20 protein-coding genes and 1 tRNA gene are annotated in these 22,466 nt (G+C 52.0%); 6 read left to right on the top strand and 15 right to left on the bottom strand.

Annotation, left to right across the window (positions count from 1 at the left end; genetic code table 11):
- Positions 1-25 precede the first annotated feature (25 nt).
- Complete coding sequence (locus B9Y58_RS10750; protein ID WP_073056386.1) at positions 26-547, bottom strand: hypothetical protein; 522 nt, start codon at positions 545-547, stop codon at positions 26-28.
- Between the two features lie 85 nt (positions 548-632).
- Between B9Y58_RS10750 and B9Y58_RS10745 the strand changes: the two genes are divergently transcribed.
- Positions 633-715, top strand: a tRNA-Leu gene (locus tag B9Y58_RS10745).
- Between the two features lie 24 nt (positions 716-739).
- Positions 740-1,168 (top strand): hypothetical protein, encoded by a 429-nt coding sequence (locus B9Y58_RS10740; RefSeq protein ID WP_073056388.1) that lies wholly within the window; start codon positions 740-742, stop codon positions 1,166-1,168.
- Here the strand turns inward: B9Y58_RS10740 and B9Y58_RS10735 are convergent.
- The 5 genes from B9Y58_RS10735 to B9Y58_RS10715 are packed head-to-tail and all read right to left on the bottom strand — an operon-like array spanning position 1,162 to position 6,684.
- Positions 1,162-1,611 (bottom strand): hypothetical protein, encoded by a 450-nt coding sequence (locus tag B9Y58_RS10735; protein WP_083532306.1) that lies wholly within the window; start codon positions 1,609-1,611, stop codon positions 1,162-1,164. The two genes, B9Y58_RS10740 and B9Y58_RS10735, sit on opposite strands and share 7 nt — an antisense overlap.
- A gap of 56 nt (positions 1,612-1,667) precedes the next feature.
- Entirely contained in the window at positions 1,668-3,461 is a 1,794-nt protein-coding gene (gene recJ, locus B9Y58_RS10730) for a single-stranded-DNA-specific exonuclease RecJ (RefSeq protein ID WP_073056391.1), read from the bottom strand.
- Positions 3,462-4,586 carry a DNA polymerase III subunit gene (locus tag B9Y58_RS10725; protein WP_073056393.1) on the bottom strand — a complete coding sequence of 375 codons (1,125 nt, stop codon included), beginning with the start codon at positions 4,584-4,586 and terminating at the stop codon, positions 3,462-3,464.
- Complete coding sequence (locus B9Y58_RS10720; protein ID WP_083532307.1) at positions 4,583-5,935, bottom strand: murein hydrolase activator EnvC family protein; 1,353 nt, start codon at positions 5,933-5,935, stop codon at positions 4,583-4,585. The genes B9Y58_RS10725 and B9Y58_RS10720 overlap by 4 nt, the downstream gene beginning before the upstream one ends.
- 2 nt (positions 5,936-5,937) lie before the next feature.
- Positions 5,938-6,684 carry a cell division protein FtsX gene (locus B9Y58_RS10715; protein ID WP_233247938.1) on the bottom strand — a complete coding sequence of 249 codons (747 nt, stop codon included), beginning with the start codon at positions 6,682-6,684 and terminating at the stop codon, positions 5,938-5,940.
- Between the two features lie 185 nt (positions 6,685-6,869).
- On the opposite strand from B9Y58_RS10715, the gene B9Y58_RS10710 reads away from it, so the two are divergent.
- Together B9Y58_RS10710 and tsaD are read left to right on the top strand one after the other, a co-directional pair.
- Complete coding sequence (locus B9Y58_RS10710; protein WP_073056396.1) at positions 6,870-7,877, top strand: CdaR family protein; 1,008 nt, start codon at positions 6,870-6,872, stop codon at positions 7,875-7,877.
- On the top strand, positions 7,874-8,881 hold the full coding sequence (gene tsaD, locus B9Y58_RS10705) for a tRNA (adenosine(37)-N6)-threonylcarbamoyltransferase complex transferase subunit TsaD (protein WP_073056398.1): 1,008 nt from the start codon (positions 7,874-7,876) through the stop codon (positions 8,879-8,881). Before B9Y58_RS10710 ends, tsaD begins: the two co-directional genes overlap by 4 nt.
- Here tsaD and B9Y58_RS10700 read toward each other — a convergent pair whose 3' ends face one another.
- The 9 genes from B9Y58_RS10700 to B9Y58_RS10660 all read right to left on the bottom strand — a co-directional run bounded on the left by B9Y58_RS10700 (position 8,882) and on the right by B9Y58_RS10660 (position 19,582).
- Positions 8,882-11,161 carry a patatin-like phospholipase family protein gene (locus tag B9Y58_RS10700; RefSeq protein ID WP_073056400.1) on the bottom strand — a complete coding sequence of 760 codons (2,280 nt, stop codon included), beginning with the start codon at positions 11,159-11,161 and terminating at the stop codon, positions 8,882-8,884.
- Positions 11,162-11,164: 3 nt separating this feature from the next.
- Entirely contained in the window at positions 11,165-12,163 is a 999-nt protein-coding gene (locus tag B9Y58_RS10695; RefSeq protein WP_073056402.1) for an ATPase, T2SS/T4P/T4SS family, read from the bottom strand.
- A 9-nt stretch (positions 12,164-12,172) separates the two neighbouring features.
- Positions 12,173-13,819 (bottom strand): type IV pilus twitching motility protein PilT, encoded by a 1,647-nt coding sequence (locus B9Y58_RS10690; RefSeq protein WP_073056403.1) that lies wholly within the window; start codon positions 13,817-13,819, stop codon positions 12,173-12,175.
- Complete coding sequence (locus B9Y58_RS10685) at positions 13,816-14,619, bottom strand: ABC transporter permease (protein ID WP_073056471.1); 804 nt, start codon at positions 14,617-14,619, stop codon at positions 13,816-13,818. The genes B9Y58_RS10690 and B9Y58_RS10685 overlap by 4 nt, the downstream gene beginning before the upstream one ends.
- Complete coding sequence (locus tag B9Y58_RS10680) at positions 14,606-15,517, bottom strand: ABC transporter ATP-binding protein (protein ID WP_073056404.1); 912 nt, start codon at positions 15,515-15,517, stop codon at positions 14,606-14,608. Before B9Y58_RS10680 ends, B9Y58_RS10685 begins: the two co-directional genes overlap by 14 nt.
- Positions 15,518-15,528: 11 nt before the next feature.
- A complete protein-coding gene (locus B9Y58_RS10675) occupies positions 15,529-15,807 on the bottom strand; it encodes a hypothetical protein (protein ID WP_073056406.1) in 279 nt (92 codons plus the stop codon).
- 153 nt (positions 15,808-15,960) lie between these two features.
- A complete protein-coding gene (locus B9Y58_RS10670; RefSeq protein ID WP_073056408.1) occupies positions 15,961-16,716 on the bottom strand; it encodes a phosphoglycerol geranylgeranyltransferase in 756 nt (251 codons plus the stop codon).
- A gap of 178 nt (positions 16,717-16,894) precedes the next feature.
- Complete coding sequence (locus B9Y58_RS10665) at positions 16,895-18,742, bottom strand: FISUMP domain-containing protein (protein ID WP_083532309.1); 1,848 nt, start codon at positions 18,740-18,742, stop codon at positions 16,895-16,897.
- Between the two features lie 9 nt (positions 18,743-18,751).
- Positions 18,752-19,582, bottom strand: a complete 831-nt coding sequence (locus B9Y58_RS10660) for a TIGR02147 family protein (protein WP_073056411.1) — start codon at positions 19,580-19,582, stop codon at positions 18,752-18,754.
- Between the two features lie 262 nt (positions 19,583-19,844).
- On the opposite strand from B9Y58_RS10660, the gene B9Y58_RS10655 reads away from it, so the two are divergent.
- Together B9Y58_RS10655 and B9Y58_RS10650 are read left to right on the top strand one after the other, a co-directional pair.
- Entirely contained in the window at positions 19,845-20,855 is a 1,011-nt protein-coding gene (locus B9Y58_RS10655) for a GSCFA domain-containing protein (protein ID WP_073056413.1), read from the top strand.
- Positions 20,856-20,977: 122 nt separating this feature from the next.
- Positions 20,978-22,384 carry an endo-1,4-beta-xylanase gene (locus B9Y58_RS10650; RefSeq protein ID WP_233247937.1) on the top strand — a complete coding sequence of 469 codons (1,407 nt, stop codon included), beginning with the start codon at positions 20,978-20,980 and terminating at the stop codon, positions 22,382-22,384.
- Positions 22,385-22,466 lie beyond the last annotated feature (82 nt).

Below are 22,466 nucleotides of genomic sequence, written 5' to 3'. Positions count from 1 at the left end.
AGGAACCCTTACGGGTTCCTTTTTTTTATTTGCCCATCGTTCCGCGGGCGTACTCGTTAATGCAGGTGACGGCCTTACGCTTGCAGGGGGTGCTTTCGTCATAAAAGACGACGCGGTCGTTGCGGAAGACCTCTCCGAAAATTTCCTTGCCGGCGGCATTGCTCGCCTTGTTGTACTTGACATCGTAGAAGATGTCGGTGTCGCGGGTAACGACGCGGATTTCTACATCGATTTTGTAGGCGCCGTGTGAGCCCTTGAGCTTGAAGCCGTAAGGGACTTCTTCCATTTTGAGGAACTTGAACGTAGGCGCTTCGAAATCCAGCTGCATCCAGGAGCGGGCGCCACCCTTGTCACGTAAGTTGAACCAGCCTTCCAGCGAGCCTTCGGTGCTTTCGTTGGCAGATTCCATGGCCATGTTCAAGCATGCGATATAACCGTCACGGGCAAGCGAAAGGTCTTCCTTGAATTCATGATAAGTGTCCATGTCGCCATCATAGGCAAAAAGAGGGGCAATACAAATAGCAACCAGAATTAAAAAAAATCTCATACCATTAATGTAGAAAACAACAGTAAAATCCTAACCACCGCCTACTATCGACTGCCGACTTTTTCTATATTTGTGGCACGCCCGAGCCCGGGTGGTGGAATGGTAGACACTGGGGACTTAAAATCCCTTGAGGGCAACCTCGTGCGGGTTCAAGTCCCGCCCCGGGCATTATCGGCAAACCAGGGAGCCATTATGATTGAATTCTACCCGAATAGCATCTATTATCCTCGCGAAGCAGTCGAAGAAAAGCTCGCCAAGGGTGAACTCCAGAAAACCGAAAAGCACCTGATAGGCTGGACGGAACGCCACCGTGGCGAAATCTGGGACTGCGCTCGGGACGACTCCGACAACCCCACCGACGAAATCTTGCTCGACAACCTGCGCGCTCTTCTGCTTTGCAAGGGTTCCTTGCAACCTGCCGCCGAAATGGGCGACATGATCAAGGAAATCAAGAAAGAAGAATGGTACCGTAACGAGTCCCACCACGAAGACCCCGAAGAAGTGGCCGAAGAATGGAAGGCCAAGTACCTGGTCAAGTGGCGCGAAGCCCGTATGTTCGAAGCCTTTATCTTGATTGAAAAAAGAACCGCGGAATTGCTCGCGATTCTCAAGAATCAATAAGCTGTTTTCCACACAAAGGGAACCCATGCCACGAACTTTCCCTGTTCGCTGCGGGGGTAACGCCAATAGGTCTGGATCTGCGAAAGCACCAGGCCTTTAAAATTTTCATCGTTCACGTTGGTGAAAAGAATTTCGGGAGAGAATGCGCCCAATGAATCCAGCGTGAGCTTGATTCCCATGAAGGCGTTAGAATCCTTGTGAATATTCTTGCGGTTCGCCTTGAAATAAGCAGCAGAGGCAAAGTGAAGGCTCGCCGCGCGACCTTTCAGGAATTTTTCGAACTTCACCAAGTCGCGGCCGGCAGAATTGTCAAGCACATAGATATCATCCAGCGACGGCATTTCCATACGGCCCAAGAAACCGTCATCAGGCAGAACCGGCGTTGGGTCCGGTTCCACGGTAACCACCGGAGTATAGAGCTGAACTCTTGACAGGGCAAACATGAGTCCCGCAAAAACCAGAATTAAAAAGTATATCGGCAAGTTGCGCATTGGAGATCCTAGCTGTTTACGGTGGATGGTTCAGTATAAGGTTCAATGGCCTTGATGCAAAGCTGCAAAGATTTGCGATCGTTAAAATAATTCCATGTCGGTTCAAAGATGACCGATACGGGCTTGCTGAGCAAGCTCTTGAACTTGCGAAGCCCAAAGCCGATGGCTGGATACACGCGGCTACCCGCCTGGGAAATATCCATCTGCAAATGCCCGCCCTTGAGTTCGCGAAGGCGGTGCACCTTGACATTATCGGCGCGGAACGTCGGGTACGGGAAGTTTCCGCTAAAGGGTTCTAACAGATCGATGAAATCCAGAATCGAAATCAACTGGTTCTTGTTTGCGGCATTGCCTGCGCCGTACTCGCGGGGCGACATGTACTGAGACGCTTCGACCACTAGTTCGTTGAGTGAAATGCGAATGTCGTAGGAACAAGGTGCGGCTTCGCCTTCGCACTCTTCTGTTCCGGTGTAGTTTTGGCTTGCTGCAGAAACTTCTAGACGCTTGCGGAGTTCATCGATTTTATCAGCCGGAAGGGAGAAGCCCGCGGCGTTGGCATGACCGCCCCAGCGGTCAAACAGTTCGCGAGATTCAAACAAGGCCTTATGCCAGTTAAAGCCGGGAACCGCACGGGCGCTGGCATGAGCCATGCCGTCTTGAATAGAAAGTACTGCCGTCGGGCGGTGGTATTCCTGTGCGAGCTTGGCCGCTACAATTCCGATAACACCCACATGCCAATCGTTGCCAGCCACCACAATTACCGTCGGCAGTTTATCGCCATACATGGCTTCCATTTGCGACTGAGCCATTTCGGTAATTTCGGCTTCTTTCTGTTTGCGTTTGCTGTTCCATTCGCGCAGTTCTGCCATCAGGGCATTGGCGGTCGCCATGTTCGGGCTGAGCAAAAGTTTGAGCGCCGGATCCGGGCGTTCCATACGGCCAGGCGCATTCAGGAGTGGCGCAAACTTGTACATCACATCGATGCCGCCAACACTGCCGTGGCCCTTCATCAAGTTGCTATACATTTCTTGTAGGCCCGGCCAGTGACTGGATTCAATAGACTTGAGGCCCGCCTTGGTAAAAGCGCGGTTTTCAGGAGTCATGGAGACCAAGTCGGCCAAGGTGCCCAAGGCCACTAGGTCCAGGAACTTGGTCGGTTCCGGCAGAGAAAGCTTGGAATACAGGGCGCAAATAAACTTGTATGAAACGCCGACACCGCAAAGTTCTGGATTCGGGTAGGTGTCGCCTTCTTGATGCGGATCCAGAAGCACATCGCATTCCGGGAGGCCGTCGCCCGAAGGTTGGTGATGGTCAATGACAAGCACCGACATTCCCAGTTGCTTGGCCAGTGCAATTTCTGCATTTGCCGTAATGCCGGTATCTACCGTAATCACGTAGCGGGCGCCCGCCTGGTGCATTTCTTCGACAGCCGAAGACGAAAGGCCGTAGCCATCGCCAAAGCGGTTCGGAAGTCGCCAATCGGACTCGATGCCCAATTCCGAAAGGGCGCGTGTCATGAGCGTCACAGCCGACATACCGTCCAGATCGTAATCACCAAAGACAAAAACCTTTTCGTGCTTTTCGCGGACATCCAGCAACCAAGCGACGGCAGCATCCATTCCCTTGATCAGGAACGGATCCAGCACATCACCTGCATTACCGCACAGCATGCGATGAGCGTCTGACACGGAACGAACTCCACGAGACACCAAGAATCGCGCCACCACATGGGGAACGCGGAGGCTTTTCGACATTGCGGAAGCCAAGTGCTCGTTTACGATTTCGTCCTGAGCCTCGGCCATTTACTTGTAGCCCTCGAAAAGTTTCAGGGAAAGGTTCTGCAGGCACATGGTTGCAGTCACACGTCTTGACTCGATACGCGACATGGTTTCTTGTACCGCCACAAGGGCAAGTTCCAGAGCCGTTGCGTCTACGCGGGGGTAGTTCGAAAGCCCTACAGCCGTGGTGGTTTCGGGCATACGCAACTGCGCCCCCGCCTGTTCTCGCAGCAAGTCCGCCAGCAAGAACGAAAGCACTTCCAAGAAGCGGTTGGCATCGTAGGCTTCGTCCAGCGTGGATTCCTTTAGCTGCATGAACAATTCGGTGTAGTTTCCACGCAAAGAGCAAATCACAAAGTCGGACGCCAGCTTGCACCAAGACTTGGCATGTTCCGCATAGTAAAGGGCCTTACCCGGAGAACCAACCGCAAGTCCAATCACATCGTCGGTCAGAGACGATTCATCAAATTCTTCACCGGCAACCCGCAACACTTCCGACCGCACTTCGTCGTCGGCGAGAGGCAAGAGGTGCAAAGCAAGACAGCGGGAACGAATGGTCTGGAGCATCTTTTCGCGGGAACTGGTGGTCAAGATAAAGTAGGTGTTCGCCGGAACATCTTCAAGCGTCTTGAGGAAGGCGTTGGCTGCCGATTCGTTCATGCGGTCCGCTTCGGCAATAATGATGGTGCGGACGCGATTGCCCTTCATGGCAAAGCTAGATGTCATGGAGCGAATCAGGTCTACCGAAATATAGGCCCCGGCCGAAAAGATATCCACCCGGTAAGGGTTCTTCTGGATTTCTTCGATGTAGGCCTTCTTAAAGTCTTCGATGGTTTTTGCCTTGCTCCCCGGAGCTACATCGTCGGAACTGCGGGCACGGGCCTCGTCGGCTTCCATAGGCACGACCCAACCGTCGGTGGCGCCACTATCTTCTGCCATACGGCAACCAAAGCAATGACCGCAAGGGCGCATATTCGGATCGGTACACTGCAAGGCCTTCGCAATTTCCATCGCAAGCCATTTCTTGCCGATCCCTGCAGGGCCGTCAATCAAAATCGCCTGGGGAAAACGGTTCTCGCGTAGCGCAGACATCACCCGGATGCGGGCGCGTTCTTGAGAAGCAGGACCATTTAAAGTATATTCGATCATTTCTGTTTCAACCACTGCAAGGGGTCTACGGTCTGTGTACCCTCGCTCACTTGGAAGTACAATTTAATTCCATTTAAAGAGGCAACATCGCCCACTTCGCCAATTTCTTCGCAATTTCGCACTTCTTTGCCTTCTTGCACGCGAATTGACGCAAGGTGACCGTAAACGGAGTAAGTTCCACCCTCATGTTCGATAATGACCGAGGGGCCGCGGCCATCGATTTCGGCCACCATCACCACCGTTCCCGCCGCGGCGGCACGAACGGCAGCGCCGCGTTTTCCGCGGATTTCGACACCCAAATTGCGCGTCATAATGTGCAGCACCGGGTGTTCTTGCAAACCGTAATTACTGATGACATCGCCTTTAAGCGGAGTACACTTGGGGCCCTTTACCGATTCGGCCACGGTGACCTTCGGCTTTTCCACCGTCTTGGCCGGAGCCTTCTTGTCTTTCTTTTTATCCTTGCCGGATTTTTCTTTCGCCTTGCGGGCAGCCTCGTCTTTCTTGGCCTGCTCAATTTCCTTTTTGCGCTTTTCTTCGAGTTTCTTGATCAGGGCCAGCATGGTCTTTTGGTTCTGCTCGAATTCCTTCAAGGCCCGACGCTGCATGTTCTGGTCATGCTTCAAGGACATCAGCATTTTTTCTTGGCCACTCATCTGGGAAACGAGCCCCTTTTCTTCGGCGGCCTTCTTGGAACGCATCTGCTTGAGATCGTCCAGGTGAGCCGATTCCATTTGTTTCTTTTCGTCCCGTTCTTGCACCAACTGTTGCAGGACTTCTACTTCTTGCTGGTCTTGGTTCAAAATGTGGTGCACCCAATACACTTGGCGGTCAGGATTCCCTTGCTGCGTGAGCAGACCGTAAAGGACGCGCGCCTCGCTATTGCGACCACTGACATACAGGTTCCGGATTCGCTTTTTCATGGCTTCCCGGCGAGTCTCGATTCGACGGTCCAAGGAATCAATATCGGCTGAAAGCTGTACAAGCGCCCGTTCCAGCATGACTTCGCTCTTGGAGAGTTCAGATAGGTAAGTTCGGGTCTGGTTCAAATTCTGGTCAAGAATCGAAATCGTATTCAGCACGCCCTTTTCTTCGGTTTCGAGGAGTGCCAGTTCTTGGCGTTTTTTAGCCAAGTCAGACTCCAACTTTTTCAAGGCGTTTTTCTGCTCGTTAATCTGGGCATCGGTCTTTTTAGTTGCAGAAGACTTGGACGCAGACTTCGTCTTGGCCTTTGCTGCTTTTTTGGCAGGGGCGCTTTTTGCCGGCGTGTTTTTAGCAGGAGCCTTGGCGTAAGCATTTTCGGCGCCAAACCCCAGCAACAGGCAAAAAAGCAAAACCACAAGTCGCATCGTTAATCCTGTTCATTGCGCTTGATCGAAAGGAATCCGCGCACCGTACGGTAACTGAAATAGCCCGAAAGAGCCGTTACCAGAAGGACCACTAAGGCAAGACAAGAGCCAAGGCCAGTCAAGTTCGCCGCCACAATGGGGAACGCTTCTGCCACCGAATTCAAAACGACCGCAAGCAAAATAACGGCAAGGCCACTACCCACGATTCCCTGGAACGCCCCCTGCAGCACGAACGGGAATTCAATAAAGAAATGGCTACCGCCCGCATACTTCATGTTTTCGACCAAAAGTCTGCGAGAAAGAAGCGAAAGCCTTACGGAATTGCAGATTATGAGCGACAGCGTAAACAGCAGCAGTACGCTCACGCAAATGGGCCAGAACAGCATGCGGAATTTCCAGGCCGAAATTTTTTCGACCCACTGCACCGGGGCCTGCACTTCTTCAAAAAAGTCCATGCGGGAAAGATTGTTTTTCAATTCGATCAAGGTGGCCGGATTCTTATGGTCTTCGACCAGAGTCACCCTGAAGAACGGAGGAATGGGGTTGCCCTCTACAAGGTCGAGCATTTCACCCGAAAAATGCCTGCGGAAATCGGCCAGGGCAGAATCGGCACTGACAAAAGTCACCGAATCGATAAACTTGGTATGTTCCAGGCGATTCTGGATAACCATCAGGGAATCTTCGCCGACGGATTCCGGCAAGAAGGCTTCAAGGGCATACAGGTTCTTTTCCATGGAAAGAATCCGCATCACCGCTCCGAAAGCGGTAAAGGAAGCCGACAGAAGCAGGGAACACAGGAAGATCGTGGCAAACGACGGAAGGATTACCGTACGGTGTTGCCGCATTCCGCGAAAAGATTCCGATATTAAATAGCCTAGTTGTCCGAACACAGGGTGAATTATAACTAAATTTTAGACAGTCATTCGAGAGATCTATGGGAAACATCGTTCTAAAAATAACTGCACTGATATTTGGCATTGCCCTCTGGTTTCTTGTCATATCTCAAAAGGATTTCCAGCTTTCGGTGAATGTCCCTTTGAACTTTGTTAAACTTCCCGAAACAATGGCGATTGCCTCGAAGCCGCCACATAGTTTGCATATTACGGTCGAAGGCAAGTCGTGGGACTTGATTCGTTTGAACAACCTAGTGAGCGACCCCAAGCAGAATTCCATCGCCATGGTCGTTGACCTGCAGCAAGCCGAACTGGGAGCAAAGCGCATTCACCTGGACAGCAAGAACTTTGTTTCGGCAGGATTCCCGGACATTCACTTTGTGGAACCCGAAAATCAGCTTTTGTTCGTAGACCTCGATATCGACACCCGCATTACAAGAAACGTCCCCATTAAATCGGTCGCCACGTTTACAGCCGCCCAAGGTTACCTGATAGCAGACGAACCCGCGATTTCCCCTGAAGAACTAATGGTATCCGGCGCACGCAACGCACTCACCCGCATTATCGACATTCCGACCGATTCCTCTTTCTTTGACACGCTGCACGCGAGCCAGGAATTTACCATTCCGCTGGACTTCAGCAACCTGCCGGCATTTGTTTCGCCAAGCGATTCTTCGGTCAAGATTTCGGTGAACATCCAGAAAATGAGCAGCCGCACTTACGACAGCATTCCCGTAAGCCTCATCGGATTCTACGACAGACAAGTTTACTCCCTGGAGCCTAAGAGCCTTTCCGTGGAAATCACGGGCGGCGAACAGGTACTTGACTCTATTACCGCCCAAAACATTGAATTGGTGATAGAATACAACCGCTTTGCCATTGAAGACGCCGACAGTCTTTCTCCGACGGTGAAGCTCACGCTCCCGGCCCACATCAACCGCGAAATGGCAATCAAGGCAATTCAGCTGAAACCCGAAAAGGTGACGCTCCGTAAGAAAGAAACCAAGCCTGTCGCTACCGCGGACTCTCTCGAAGAGGTTGCACCATGATTTGGCTTGGAATTGAATCCAGCTGCGACGAAACCGCCTGTGCCGTTCTGCAAGACGATCCCGTAAAAGTCCTTTCGAACCCTCTTTACAGCCAGATTGACGAACACGCCCTCTACGGAGGCGTGGTTCCCGAAATTGCCGCACGTGCGCACCTGCAAAAGATTTCGCCGATTGCTGAAGCGGCTGTCAAGGAAGCCGGCATTGAACTCAAGGATATTGATGCAATCGCCTACACCACCGGCCCGGGCCTTATGGGACCGCTCCTGGTAGGCGCAAGCTTTGCCAAGGGTCTCGCCCGCGACTTGCAGATTCCCGCTTACGGCATGAATCACTTGGAAGGCCACTTGGCCGCCGCCTGGCTCACGCACCCTGAAATCGAGCCGCCGTTTTTGACGCTTACCGTTTCGGGTGGCCATACGGAACTCGTGCTCGAAGAACCCGGATTCAAGTACACCAGCATCGGACGCACCCGCGACGATGCCGCCGGCGAAGCATTTGACAAGTGCGGAAAACAGCTCGGTCTCAAGTACCCTGCAGGCGCTACCATCAGCCGTCTCGGCAAAGACGGCAACCGCAAATTCGTCGACTTTCCACGTGCGCTCCACGTACACGACAACTGCGAATTTTCGTTCAGCGGCTTAAAGACGGCTGTACTCCGCTACACTGAAACGCACGACCCGGAATTCATCCAGAAGAATATCGGCGACATTTGTGCCTCCTTGGAAGATGCCATTGTCGATAGCCTCGTCACAAAGACAATCACCGCCCTTAAAAAGACCAAGATGAAAACACTCGTGGTCGGCGGCGGCGTGAGTGCGAACGCTTGGCTCCGCACGCGATTGCAAGATTACTGCGACAAGCACGGAATCCTATTCTGCATTCCGGAACGCAGCCTGAGCACCGACAACGGCGCCATGATTGCAGCGGCAGCCATTCGTCGCAAACTGCAAGGCAAGCTGACCTCGGTCAACGAAGTCAAGCCCTGGATGCCGCTCGCACTTTAATTAAAATTCGTAATTTCCGACACGGATAAAGTAATTGTATCCGCTCAGATGAGTCAAGTCGCCGAACGTGCCATAATCAACGACACGGCTCAGCCCCGCATACACCGTAACCGACTTGTAGGCGAATCGAAGCGCCGGTTCAAGCACGAACTTGTCAACATCGAGTTCTGCATACGGACTATCTTCAAAATCGTGATAGTAAGCTCCGAAAAGCCAAGCGCCCAGATAATCCCCGTGCAAGCCACCGTTAAAGCGCAACATCACGTATTCATGGGATGAAAGTTCCGGATTGTACCATTCGGTGGACCAAGGTGTTGCCGCCGCATGTTGACGGTATGCAACGTCCAGAGGAGCCTTCCCGATGGACTTAGGAGAAACATAGCCGTGGCCTTCGTCATGGTAACGTTCAATGGCACCGGCCACTGCCGCATTCAAAGTCACAAAACGTACCGGTGAAATCGTGTAGCGAGCGTCGGCTAAAAGTTTCCAGTAAATCGGCACCACATCGATAATGCCGTCATCAAAGCCAATCGATTCAAAGCCGCCCCAGACATTCAGGACGTAACCGTTATCGGCAAACCAGTTGTCATCGGCGCCATTCAAGTAACGGTAATGCAGCATAGGCGACACGGGATAAGTCTTGATGACGCGATCGCCATAGTAGGCCGTATCCAAGTCATAGTACCGAGAGCCAAACATAAACTCGGCCGAAACCCGCTGGTTACGATCCACCGTGTACAAAAGGTTCATCGTCAAATCGCTACGTTCTTCGGATTCAATGCGGAGTCCTCGATTTATGTCGCGGTTGTAAGACTTCAGCGGAACCAGCTTCATGTAATCGTAGCCAAATTGCAGATCCCAGTGACGGTTCCACAACTTCGAAATATTCAAGCGCGGGCGAATCCCGTAGGAATTTCCACCCCAGAAGCCAGCCAAGACCAATTCAATTTCGACATGGTCTACATAATGTACCGTCGCTTCGGCGTAGGCGTTGGGGCCAATCATATTGGAGCCAAAGCCGCCAGCGGCAAGATCCAACGTCGGATGCACCGCCGTTTCGATTGCGACATTGCCGCTAGATTGCATATCCAGACGCAAGGAATCGTAAGCGGGATTCTGCAGCAATTCCGTGGCGAAATTCTCGGCAGCCACCATTGCCGTATCGGATTCCACCCAATAAGCCTTCACTGCATTTTGCACCTCGGAAGAAAGACCGTTATAAGAAGGCTCGAAGCGGAACCAAGGCTTTGCCGAGACACGGTTCACAGAATAATCCTGACGGCGACCGTTCAAAACCTTGAAACTGGACAGTTGCTTTTCGAACGAAGAGAAGCCGGACTGAATCCAAACCGCACGATTCGTATCTAGAATCGTATGGGCTCGAACGACAACTCCGGGCTGACTCGCAAGGATTTCGCCAGCGTGCAACTTAATCAAGCGCATCCGTTCATCGCCCACAATCGGAGCTCGCAACGGATCCGACACGACGATAATCGAAAGTTCTTGCGCATTGTCTTCGATAGGCATGGCGTAGTAAGGGCAAAGTTCGCCGGACATTCCTGCGGAATCTTGCCCCCAAAGCGGAAGCGACGCAATCACCTGCGGAATGGTACTTTCGACAACAACGGGCCTCCCTGATTCGCATGACTGCAGCGACAAGGGAATGCGGGCATTTTGACGCTGGCGGTAAAGGCTTTCTTGAAAACGGAGTTTAGCGAGAGACCGCATCACCTGCGTAGAGTCCATTGTAAGAGATTTCTTTTCGCTGTGAATCGAGCGGGATGTATCCATCGTTACGCTGTAGCGGGTTCTAATCGAAGGTACACCCGACAGCGAAATCGGCACCTCATAAGAGTCTCGCTTTTGCTTGCCATATTCACTTTCTGCAGCCGTAAGATCATGGCCCACAAAAGGCGCAATGGCGGAATCCAGCATCAACACCTGGATGTCATCCAGGGGAACGCCCCGCGTCCACAAAGAAGCAACCCAGGCTCCCCAAGAAGTCGCCACGATGGAATCGACAGGAATACCATATTCTTCAATAGCATAAAGAACGCCCAACTGGAACCAAGGGGAACGCTCACCACCCCCCAAGTAAAGAACCGTCTTGAGCGAATTCGCCTTAGAAGAATCTGCTACAGCCGCAGTCACAATTGAATCTGCGGACGCCTTCAGCAAATCCAAAGACGGTGCACTTTTCGATGCAGCTTTCTCGCCAGAGAAAGCCCACGTTGCGCACAGCGCAAGCACCGCGACAAATTTGCCTAACCCATTCTGCACAAATTACCCTAAGCGAGCCGGATTCGAAACCGCGCGAATTGCATCTTCTTGAGATACATAACCCGCCTTTACAAGTTCTGCCAAGCAGTCATCCATAAGCATCATGCCTTCGGAAGCGGAGGCTGCAATAATCGAGGGCAACGTATAATGTTCGCCACTACGAATCTTGGACGCCACATTTTGCGTGCCGTACAAGATTTCCCAAGCGGGAACAATCCCCTGAGCGCCCGGCAGCAAGCGCTGCACCACCACCGCTTTCAAAACAGAGGCAAGCATATTGGAGGCCATGTCGCGATTTTCGAGAGTCTCAGACGAAAGCAACGCGTCAAGAGCACCTACCGCATTACCGGCAGTTACCGTAAGCACCACAAGAGCACCCGCTTCGGCAGCACGCAACACCGGAATCAGCGACAGACCTTCAAAATTGCCAAGCCAAATCAGGTCGATTCCGCTGCGGAGCGCCTGCTCCATTTTTTCGGGAATGGTTCCCGTCGTATTTTCGAGAATCAAGCTTTCGCCGCGCTTGACAGGCATTTCAGCATCCTTGTCCAGCAAGCTCACGCGCAAAATACCCGACTGGCAAAGTGCAGACACGTAAGCCGTACCCGTCGTCGTTTTTCCGCTGCAGGCAGGGCCACTAAAGACCACCAAGCCCGAGCGGATTCCAAGCAAATTCATCATGGATTCCGGCACGCCAAGCGCCGTAAAGTCCGGGCATTCATCGAGCACCGGGCGGAAAATTGCGGAGCTACCCAAAGCCGTACGGTTGTAGCGCACACGCCACCTAGAGCCGCACCAGGGGCCACCCATAATCGTGCCCGATTCGCCTTCCATGGAATACAAGAAGTTACGAAGCGAGCCCGTTTCGACAGCAGGAGCATCGGGAATGGCACAAACCTTCCCCGCCAAGCGCACCGCAGAGGCAGCGCCTTCGGTAATCACCAGTTCAGAGGCGCCCACATTCAGCGTATACTCCAGCAAAGATTCAATTTCTGTAGCCATAATATCCTCTTAGTTCTGAACCCTGTAAGCGGCGAAACGGCGACTGTCGCAGGCGCGTTTCCACGCCTCGGTACCTTCAATGTAGCCCGATTCCACGCACTTCTGCAAGGAATCGTCAAGCGAAATGCCCTGATCTTTCTGGCTGCTGATCGAAGCGGACAGCTGCGAGATTTCTCCGCGGCGAAGCATGTTCGCCATCGTCGAATTCATCTTGGCGGCTTCGACAGCAAGCACCTGGCCCTGATTCTGCACAATCGGAATCAAGTGCTGCACAATGATTCCCTTGAGCTGTTCCGCCAGCGAGTTTGCAAACGCCGTGCGGTCTCCTGCCGGCACCGACGAAAGCAAGCGAGAAAGCAAAGCGTGAATATTGTTGCCCGTCGTCACTGCGAACACCAAGGCGCCCGCGTTCGAAGCACGCAGCAACATCGAAAGTTCTTCCATGTTTTCAAGGTAGTCGAACAGAATTACGTCGGCGCCACTCTGCATGGCAAATTCCACGCCTTCGATACCCGAACGCACATGCAAGCCAACTTCGCGCTGGGCAATGGCGCCGCGCGGATTCTGGAGCACGCGTTCAATCGGTTTTTCGATCGTCTGAATGTAAACGTCGCGGTTAGCGGCAATGGTTTCGGCAAAGGTCGAAATCGTCGTAGAACGGCCGCTCGCTGCAGGTCCTGCCACAAGCACAAGACCGCTATTGAGTTCCACAAACTGATTGCAGAACGTAGGCAGATACAAGTTTTCGAGCGTAGTCGATTCTTGGGGAATCACACGAATCGAAACGCTAGGATTCGTGCCATTCCACGTGACCGTCATACGGGCGCGGCCAACGCCAGCAAGGCCAATCGTCTTGCTAAAGTTCTTGCCAACCACAATCTTATAGCCGTCCGAAAAACCCTTGGACGCCTCGTCCAGGCGCTCGTTAATGCGAGACAAATCCAGAGCCTCGTCCGAAGCCACAAAGAGTGTGCCCGACTGGCGCATGACCACCGGGCGGTCTGCATACAAGTAAATATCGGTTGCTCCAAACTTGCGGGCAAACGCGATAATCTGCGACAGGTTCGTCATCGGGCGAATCTTTTCAGGAGCTTCTACCGGAGCGCCCTCACCTGTCAAAATCGCAAAGCGGCTCGGCAGCTTTTCGGAATCCTCGCCCGAAGTTTCTTCTTCGGCCTCGGCCTGCACTTGCACCGTGCTGATGCTAGTCGATTCCAAGCCCGCGACCGCTTCGACTTCCACGTTGGAGGTCGAGACTTCGCCATACAGGCTACTGTTGCCTTCGATCTGCAAGCCTTCGGACTGCGCGGGCTGCGGTGCAGCAGGCGCAACAGACGGTGACGATGCCGGAGGCGCTTCAAAGCGCGCGGCAGAGGGTTTCGGTGTCGCTGCGGCAGCATTAGCGGCAGGAGCCGATGTAGCCGTCGCGCCCGACGTATTCGCCGGAGCAGTACCGCCTTCGGCGGCGGCCTTGGCCTCTAAATTCTTGACAAAGGCAAGTACCTTGATGTACATCGGAGGCGGAAGGATTCCTGCATCCACGAGCACCTGGCCAATGTCTTTCTTATCGGTAATTTCACCCCAATGCGCCTTGACCTGCGCCTCGGTAACGACCTTGTTATGCACAAGGACTTTTGCCATGTACTGGTTTCTCATAGGAAGTCCCTCCGGCTAAACCACCAGCTTGCAATCGCAAGGAATACGCCGATGTAGCCTAGCGCATAAATGCTATTCCAGAATACGTACATATCGGGGAGCGCCACGCCATGCACCACGTAAGTCGTCACGTTGTAGCGGTAAAGCCCCGGGAAAATCGCGTGAATGACTTCGGCAGCCTTCTGGAACAGCATGCTCGACGTTCCATTCAGTTCGCCCATACGGGTCGCAAAGCGCACCTGTTCCAAAAGCTGGTCACTCAAGTGGCCCGCAAAGTACACACCCAGCGTAAACAGCGCACTGAGCACCGTGCTGCTAAAGCTGCTGAACAAAAGCGCCACCGCAATGACAATCGCCATCTCGCAGAAAATCAAGTAGATTGCCGTAAGCAGGCTAAGCGTCGGAGCAGAACCCGTGAGGAACAGCATCACGTAGTAGATGGCCGTCAAAAGCATCAAGTGAACCGCCACCACCGCAAGCAAGCCAAAGTACTTGCCCACAATAAACGAGGCGCGACTAATCGGCTTCGAGAGCAGCGTAAGCACCGTACGGCGCTGGATTTCTTTTTGCACCAGGCTAATGCCCACGAAAATCGAAATCAACAGGCCCGAGAGGCTCATCACCGAAAGCGTCGTGGACTTGATCACGTAAGCGCGGTCGAACACCGACCATTCGCCAAGCACAATGCTGAACAAGGTGAGCGCAATCGCCAAAAAGCCGATGTTATAGAGAATCTTGTCGCGAATGGATTCGCGGAACGTATTGAGGGCAATGATGCCGATATGCTTAAGCGTCTGCACGGGCAATTTCCTCCGTCAAAATATCTTCGAGACTCGGGCGCTTGTGGTCCATGCGCTCGACAGCAATTCCTTTTTCCAGGCAGTAACGCAGCAGGCGGTCGCGGGCGGCATCGTCGGCGCAAACGCATTCCTGCGGGTGGCCAGCGGGGCTAACGCCTTCGGGCAGTTCAGCCTGCGGAATCGCCTCGCGGGTACGCACGTGGTATTCCACGCCGCAAGATTCCGTAATCTCGTCAACGGTTCCTTCGCGCACGATCTTGCCATCGACAATCATCGCGACCTTGTGGCTGATAGATTCCACATCGGAAAGCAAATGGCTCGAGTAGAAAATCGTGACGCCCGTGCGGTTGAGTTCCATAATGGCTTCACGCACGTCGCGGCGGCCCATCGGGTCAAGACCACTCATGGGTTCGTCGAGAATCAACAGCTTCGGCTTGCCAAGAATCGCCTGGGCAATGCCCACGCGCTGCATCATGCCCTTGGAATATGAACGCAGGCGGCGGTCGATCCAATCCTTGTTTGCATGCAGCAAGTCGAGCGACCAGTCGATACGCTTGTCCAGTTCGGCACCGGTCAAGCCCACCAGCTTGCCGTAGAACTTCAGCAGTTCGCGACCCGTAAGGTAGTCGTAAAAGTACGGCTGTTCCGGCGAATAACCGATAAACTGGCGGCTCTTCACATTGCGCGGAGAAATCCCGTTCACCAGCACCTTGCCCGAATCAAAATTCAAAAGACCCGTCAGCACCTTGATAGTCGTGGACTTGCCCGCGCCGTTCGGCCCGATAAAGCCATACACCTGTCCCGGTTCTACGCTAAAACTCACATCCTTAAGCGCAAGCTTCGGCTTCATCAAGAAACCGCTGCGGTACGTCTTATGCAAATGTTCAATCTTAATCATAAACAACCCAATCACTTGTCCGAATCGTCGGACTTTTTACCAAAGGCACGTTCCGAGGCTTCAGCGATTTCTCTCTTGCGGCGTTCCTCCCTTTCTTGCTTCTTGATAAAGAAATGGATAATCGCACCCACGGCGTAGCATGCCACGCCCGTATAGAATATCGGATTGATCGATTGGCCCTCGAGACCGGGGAAGATATTCAGGACAATGCTGTGTCCGAAAAGCATCAAAAGCACTAACACAAAACCCAGCGCACGGAGCACATAAGTCACAATTACGAGTTTCTTCATAGATACCTCAAAACCGCACCTTTCGGTGCATCTCTTTGTACAGAAAAATACACAAATATTTGGATAAAGGAAAAGCCGAACCGCAAAAAAGCCTATAAAAAAGGAGATGCCGGCTCGGGGGCCGGCATGACATTTAAAAAAGAGCGAAGCTTTTTATCCCTTAATGTGAATCGCCGAAGCAAATTCCTTGAGGAGGGCCGGATCTTCCACCTTTTCCCAAAGCGTGCCGGTCACGATGATGTTCGCGCCGGCAGCCACGCGAACTGCTGCAGTCTGCGGGTCCTTGATTCCACCGCCAGTAATAATGGTCATCTCGGTCGCCTTGCGAGTGTAGGCGATGTGTTCCACCGGCACGGGTTCTTCGGCGCCGCTACCGGCTTCAAGGTACACGTAACGCATGCCCATGAGTTCGGCTGCAATGGAGTTCACCATGCTGAGCTTGGGCTTGTTTGCAGGCACCGGCATGGTACCGCTGATGTATTCCACCGTCGTGCGCTTGCCGCTGTTAATCAGCTGGTATGCCGTCGGAATTGCTTCCATGTTAAGCGCACGCACCAGGGCGCCACCGCGAACCTGTTCATCAATCAGGTAATTCGGATTACGGCCGCTCACAAGCGTCATAAAGAGCATCGCGTCAAAGCCAGGCACCACCTGAGAGGCTCCACCCGGGAACAGCACCACGGGCAAATCCACATTGGCCTTAAGGGCTGCCACCTGCTTCGGCAGCGTAAAATTACCCAGGTAAGAACCGCCCACCAGCAAGAGGTCGGCACCGTTTTCGGCGGCCATAGCGCCCGCCTTCACAAAGGCGGCTTCGTCCGATGTATCGGGGTCCAGCAGCACGGCAAAAAGCGCACCACGTTTTTCGATTTCAGCATTCAGACGGAGTTCAGTCTTCCCAGGTTTCATACAATTCCTTTTCTTGCGTCTATTCCGCAAGATACCATAAAGATACAATATTTTTCCTTCCATGCCATAAAAAAAATAAAGAAGGAGGGCTAGAGGCCCTCCTTCTCGTTCTCGGCCTGTTCTCCCCCAACCGAATCCTCCTAACCGGTCCTCCGAACAGGCCTAACCCCCAAATTCACTATTCGTCTTTGATGCAGCGGACAAAGCCTCTACTCCACATTGCATACGTATACGCCGTTTTCAAAAAGCCATCATCGAATTGATGCTCCAACGTATAAATCATTCCTATCGCATCCCCTACATACGGCATCCCAGGTTGCAGGAATTCTTCAGGCGTGGGCCTCGGCGTAAACAGATAGCTAGCTCCAGCACTTAGCGTCATTCTATACCTGCCTTCACCGCCACGAACCATCCCTAAAGTTTCAAGTCCAAAACCCACAGGATTCCCATTGGCGGAATGCAGCAAATCATAATCGACATGCGTCAGCAAAGCTTCCCAATCCTCATACGAAGGCATCCGCCAGCCCTCAGGACACACATCATAGTTCAGCACGTCCAGCGAGTCAATCACCTTACTCCAATTCACATTGTCAGGGTTTTCCGGATTTTCATGAAGTTCCTTACAAAGTCTATGAGCGTCATCTATAAAACGCAAGGAATCACTTTCACTCAACGGACCAACCTCATCCAACGAGTCTGCAACTGCACGATATTCTGTCAGCCAAACATTCATGCGATCCGCAATGCAGTCCTCTTCTGACGCATATTTATTGTAAATCGAATCCAGCGGGAAAATTGAATACAAGCGCCCATACACCGAGCAATACGACGAAGCATCTCTAAAGCAACTCGATTTTTCAGTAACATAGTTCAGATTTTCTGCCATCCAAGTCTGCGAAACACCGTCAAATTCCAGAGTGACCGTCTTGTACGTTTTTCCGTCTCTTGAATCAACCATGGTTCCCAAAGTCGAAGAAACATCCAACTGAGCTACGCGACCATCAACAAGTTCCCAAGCTCCTTCATGGCATTTCAAGAGAATTTCATTCTTATTAATATCGACAAGTGCACCTTCATTTGCCGACGTGCAGTCATACCCATACACACTAGCAAGCATACGAAGCAAATACTGTCTCTTTTTCATACCTTCTTGATAGAACAAGACTGCAGCATCGTCGAGTCTTTCAAACTGCGATTCCGGAAACAGCAATACCTTCATAAAATACGAACGCAACGCATAGGAACGCATAAATCCTTTTGTACTTTCAGAGAGTCCCGCAATTGAACCCGTTTCACCGAGTTCGTTTTTCATCGATTGCAACAAATCAAACGGAAATTCATTCAGCATGCTACGGACATCAGCAACTTCAAGTGCATTCTGTCCGCAAAAGCCAAACATGTTCGCCGTTTCAGTTTCTACCTGTATCTTCGCCGACGCAAAAGACATCCCGGAAGCAACCAGTTTCTGAAGGCGATAAGCCTTCAAATGAGTAAACGCATCAATAACAAAAGAATCCGAATCACGCAAATCAACAATCGCTTTCAACGAAACCGATCCAGAAGATGCAATCAGCATGACAATCGGACTATTCAGCGAGACGCTATCAAACCGGATGACACCATCATTACTCGGACGCATCTCTCCGGTCACAGAATCTTCTACAGCACCGTCAACCTTCACCGTATAAGACGCTCCGTCGACCCATTCCAACGTTGTAGAATCCAACTCTTTCAGCGTTACCATTCCCCCCGCCCAAAAGACATCCTGCGAGAAAGAGGCGTCTATATTTTCCGAAGACGGTTTGGTGTCGATTGCAGCCGGAGCATAATAAGCACGCCCTCTCAAAGAGATATTTTCGTACGCGATAACATTCGGCTCTTCTGAAGAGCCTCCCATCTGCGTCCCCGGAGTCGTTTCCACCTTTGAAATGGCATTCCCTTCGTCAGTGGAGCAGGCCGCGAACACCAAGGCGAGCGGCATCGCCATTTTGCAGACAAACTGCATAGCCATTTTTGAGTAATTCATGATATCCTCCTAACCCTTTTTAGAACTCTTGTTTGTCATGGGGAAAAACTGGATGTTCAGGCGGTACACCTCATCCGTTTCGGTTTCCCTCGTAGCAATTTCAATAATGCGCTTGCGGAACGCATTGATTTCAGCGACGATTTCGTCGTAGGCGCCTTGCGTAATGCCCAAGGTCACGCCTGAAAAATGCCTTTCGTTTTGCGGCACGCCCTCGATTGTATCGAGCGCGAGTTCGCCCATTTGGCGGTGCAGGCCGCGAATCACCGCAGGCGTCACTTCCATGGGCCCCGCCGTGATGGACCTGTTCGTCTGAACGTAATTGCCGTTTTCATCTTTCTGGAGCATATTCGCCTTAATCAGAAAATTCAGCGAATCGCTGACTTCGGCAGCGGTAATTTTAGGGCGACACGCCTTTGCAAGTGCCAGCGGCTTTGCCCCCGGCATAGACGGAGCAAGTTCGCGGAGCACCGGATTTCTCCAGCTATCAAAATAGCGGTACGCATCGGCCTCGACAACTTTCACCTTGCGGCTTTCCGCCATCGCCACCAGCTTCTGGAACGATTCCTTTTTCGCCTTGTCCGACTTCGCATGATCGAAGCGAACCAGTTCGCGGAAAAAGTCCAAGTCGCCACCGGACAAGTGCATCGCAGCACCAACGCGCTCGACAGCCGCTTCACTCAAGTTGAAGCGCCCCTCACTGACGTATTTAAGGTAGACCGGCGAAGAAAATCCCGCCGCAGACGCGAACTCAGGCCAGGTAAATGCAGATTTCGCCTTTTTGTCGGCGTAATAGTCCGCGATATACTGGCGGTAGCTCGTATATTCAAGTATATCTTTCATTTGTCCTCCTCTTAGCCCCCCGAAAACTCGGCCCAAGCTAAGTACATTCTAAATATAATCAATGAATTTTAAAAAAGCAATAGTTTTTACAATAAATTTTTCATTATTTTTCAAAATTTTAAGCATTTTTGAAATTTTGATGTAAAAATTGAAGTTTTTCCACAATAAATAAGCATACAAAAACAATATTGTGCATCTTCTATCAGAAACACCATTTGGCATTTTCAACCCTTGTTGCCTTTTTTCTATTTAAATTTGCTGTATGAACTTTTTCTCGAAAGTAGACCTTCCCGTCACTGATCTCAAAATCAATTACAACAGCCGCTTGGCATTTTTCGGTTCATGTTTTGCAGACAACATTTCGGCGCAATTTACCGCGCGCAAGTTCAATGTTCTTGCAAATCCGTTCGGCACCGTTTACAATCCGGTTTCCTTGGAGAGTCAAATCAAGGCAATCACCGACGGGAAAGTTTTCGGAGAAGACGATGTTTTTCAGGACACGCGATGCGACGGGCTTTGGCACTGCTGGGATGCGCACAGCTCGCTTTCGGGCGCGACGAAAGAAGAATGTATCGGCAAGTTGAACGCAGCGACAACGCAGGCACGGGATTTTTTGCAAAAGGCAGATGCCGTCTTTATTACGCTCGGCACCGCGTTCGTCTACTATTTAAAGGACAGCGGTAAGCCCGTATCGAATTGTCACAGGCAAGACCCGAATCTGTTCACGCGCCGAATGATTTCGGTCGACGAAGCAACCGAAGCCATCCGTGAAATCGTTGAGAATCTGCGCAGGATCACCGCGACCACAGAAAACACCAACAGTCACGAGCCCCGCATTGTGTTCACGGTATCGCCCATCAGACACAAGGGCGACGGCGCACACGGCAACAATCTTTCCAAGGCAACGGTACTGCTCGGCATAGAAAAAGCAATTGCAGAGATTGCCGCGTCGCCTTCGGCTCCTCGCAATGACGCAGTTACATATTTCCCAAGCTACGAAATCGTGATGGACGAACTGCGGGACTACCGTTTTTACGCCGACGACATGATCCATTTGTCCAAAACCGCCGAGGAATACATCTTTGAACAGATGACAGAGACCTACTGCGACAGCACCACCCGCGAGATCATGGCGAAAGTGGAAAAGTTCATGAAAATGGCAAACCACCGTATTCAAGACGAGAGCTCCCCCGCCACGCAGCAACTCAAAAAGAAAATCGCCGTGCAGGCGGCAGAACTTGAAAAGCAAATTCCGGGACTCTCGTTACGCTGACGTTTTCATTTTCGCCCTAAAAAAACGGAACTTTTGGTTTCGGTATATTTACATCTTTTGCAGTCATTTTTGATTATTTTATACACGAGTGATCGTGTGGGGCGATAAAATAAGGAGAAGTAATGATGAGCAATCATCCCATTGCGGGTTTCGCATTGTGCGCGACCCTTCTCGGTGCAGGCCTCACAAGCGCCGTCGCCGCAGATGAAACACTCAGGTCACTGGCAGACAAAAACAACATCTATATCGGCGCCATTCTGAATTCGCAGTGGTTTGGCGGCGGCCTCCCCGGAAACTACGAACAAGTTCACAAGACGCAGTTCAACATCGTCGTTGCCGAAAACGAGATGAAGTTCGACGCAACCGAACCTAGCGAGAATAGGTTCAACTACAACAACGGCGACAAGATGGTCAGGTACGCAAAGCAGAACGGCATGCGCGTCCGCGGCCACGCCCTCGCCTGGCACAGCCAGGTTCCGAACTGGGTGAACAACTACAAGAACGACAAAAAGAAACTTCTCAGCGTGCTCAAGAACCACATCAACAACGTGGTCGGGCACTGGAAAGGCCAGGTGGACGAATGGGACGTGGTGAACGAGGCCATCAGCAACAACGAACCCCAATGGCGTTCCTATTCCGTGTGGTACCAGGGAATCGGCCCCGAGTTCATTGACTCCGCCTTCGTATGGGCGCATGCCGCCGACCCGGATGCGGAACTCTGCTACAACGACTACAACCTGGAACAGGGCATTAACCCGAAGGCCAAGGCAGGCTTCTTGCTGGAACAGGTGAAGCGCTGGGTCGCAAACGGCATTCCTATCCATTGCGTGGGTTCGCAGACCCACGTAGAAGACACCACCACCGACAAGCACTTTATCGGTTCGCCGGACAGTCTTCGCTCGCTTGCCAAGGAACTTGCAAAGCTCAACGTCAAGCTGAAAATCACCGAGCTCGATATCGGATTCAAGAGCGGTATCAATGTCAGCAAGAGCGACCTTGAACGCCAGGGGCAGACCTTCCGCCAGTACCTGGACATCATTCTTGAAGAACCGAATGCAGACACTTACCTCATCTGGGGAGTGTCTGATAAATGGAGCTGGCTTGGCGGCCTAAACAGGCAAAAGGGCCTTATCTACGACGATAACCTGCAACCGAAACCGGCTTTCGACAGCATTATGGTGAGACTCCAGACGTATGAACCGCCGCAGGATACGACAAAGCAAGACACCACGAAAACGGACACGACTAAAACGGATACAACCAAGACTGATACGACATCGAACGATTCTACCATCGCGATCAAGACTATCGCCGGCATGAGCAGCCTTTCGATGCACCTCTCTGACCGCATGCTATTTATTGCAGGCGCCACCGCCGCCAAGGTCGACGTGTTCGACATGCAAGGCCGCCCGGTATTTAGCGCAAAGAACGTGAAGGGTTCTGTCGACTTGAAGGTTGCCGAAGGCATGTACGTGGTTCGCGTGCGCGACGGTTCCAAGAGCCTCACTCAGAAAATTGCGATAAAGTAAAACGCACGGCACTCCACAATTACAACGAATATCAAAAGGCTACGAAACGAATCGCAGCCTTTTTAATATCATGATTTGGAAT

Origin of the sequence: Fibrobacter sp. UWB15 (assembly GCF_900177705.1) — a bacterium.
Lineage (GTDB): Bacteria > Fibrobacterota > Fibrobacteria > Fibrobacterales > Fibrobacteraceae > Fibrobacter.
This window is presented reverse-complemented; position numbering and strand designations above follow the sequence as displayed.

Coding starts and splice junctions, on each gene's coding strand:
- B9Y58_RS10690 (WP_073056403.1), bottom strand. CDS start 13,819: ATGAGAAACCAGTACATGGCAAAAGTCCTTGTGCATAACAAGGTCGTT.
- B9Y58_RS10695 (WP_073056402.1), bottom strand. CDS start 12,163: ATGGCTACAGAAATTGAATCTTTGCTGGAGTATACGCTGAATGTGGGC.
- B9Y58_RS10720 (WP_083532307.1), bottom strand. CDS start 5,935: ATGCGACTTGTGGTTTTGCTTTTTTGCCTGTTGCTGGGGTTTGGCGCC.
- B9Y58_RS10655 (WP_073056413.1), top strand. CDS start 19,845: ATGAACTTTTTCTCGAAAGTAGACCTTCCCGTCACTGATCTCAAAATC.
- B9Y58_RS10680 (WP_073056404.1), bottom strand. CDS start 15,517: ATGATTAAGATTGAACATTTGCATAAGACGTACCGCAGCGGTTTCTTG.
- B9Y58_RS10660 (WP_073056411.1), bottom strand. CDS start 19,582: ATGAAAGATATACTTGAATATACGAGCTACCGCCAGTATATCGCGGAC.
- B9Y58_RS10715 (WP_233247938.1), bottom strand. CDS start 6,684: ATGCGGATTCTTTCCATGGAAAAGAACCTGTATGCCCTTGAAGCCTTC.
- B9Y58_RS10675 (WP_073056406.1), bottom strand. CDS start 15,807: ATGAAGAAACTCGTAATTGTGACTTATGTGCTCCGTGCGCTGGGTTTT.
- B9Y58_RS10735 (WP_083532306.1), bottom strand. CDS start 1,611: ATGTTTGCCCTGTCAAGAGTTCAGCTCTATACTCCGGTGGTTACCGTG.
- B9Y58_RS10670 (WP_073056408.1), bottom strand. CDS start 16,716: ATGAAACCTGGGAAGACTGAACTCCGTCTGAATGCTGAAATCGAAAAA.
- B9Y58_RS10725 (WP_073056393.1), bottom strand. CDS start 4,586: ATGATCGAATATACTTTAAATGGTCCTGCTTCTCAAGAACGCGCCCGC.
- tsaD (WP_073056398.1), top strand. CDS start 7,874: ATGATTTGGCTTGGAATTGAATCCAGCTGCGACGAAACCGCCTGTGCC.
- B9Y58_RS10665 (WP_083532309.1), bottom strand. CDS start 18,742: ATGAATTACTCAAAAATGGCTATGCAGTTTGTCTGCAAAATGGCGATG.
- B9Y58_RS10650 (WP_233247937.1), top strand. CDS start 20,978: ATGATGAGCAATCATCCCATTGCGGGTTTCGCATTGTGCGCGACCCTT.
- B9Y58_RS10750 (WP_073056386.1), bottom strand. CDS start 547: ATGAGATTTTTTTTAATTCTGGTTGCTATTTGTATTGCCCCTCTTTTT.
- B9Y58_RS10740 (WP_073056388.1), top strand. CDS start 740: ATGATTGAATTCTACCCGAATAGCATCTATTATCCTCGCGAAGCAGTC.
- B9Y58_RS10710 (WP_073056396.1), top strand. CDS start 6,870: ATGGGAAACATCGTTCTAAAAATAACTGCACTGATATTTGGCATTGCC.
- recJ (WP_073056391.1), bottom strand. CDS start 3,461: ATGGCCGAGGCTCAGGACGAAATCGTAAACGAGCACTTGGCTTCCGCA.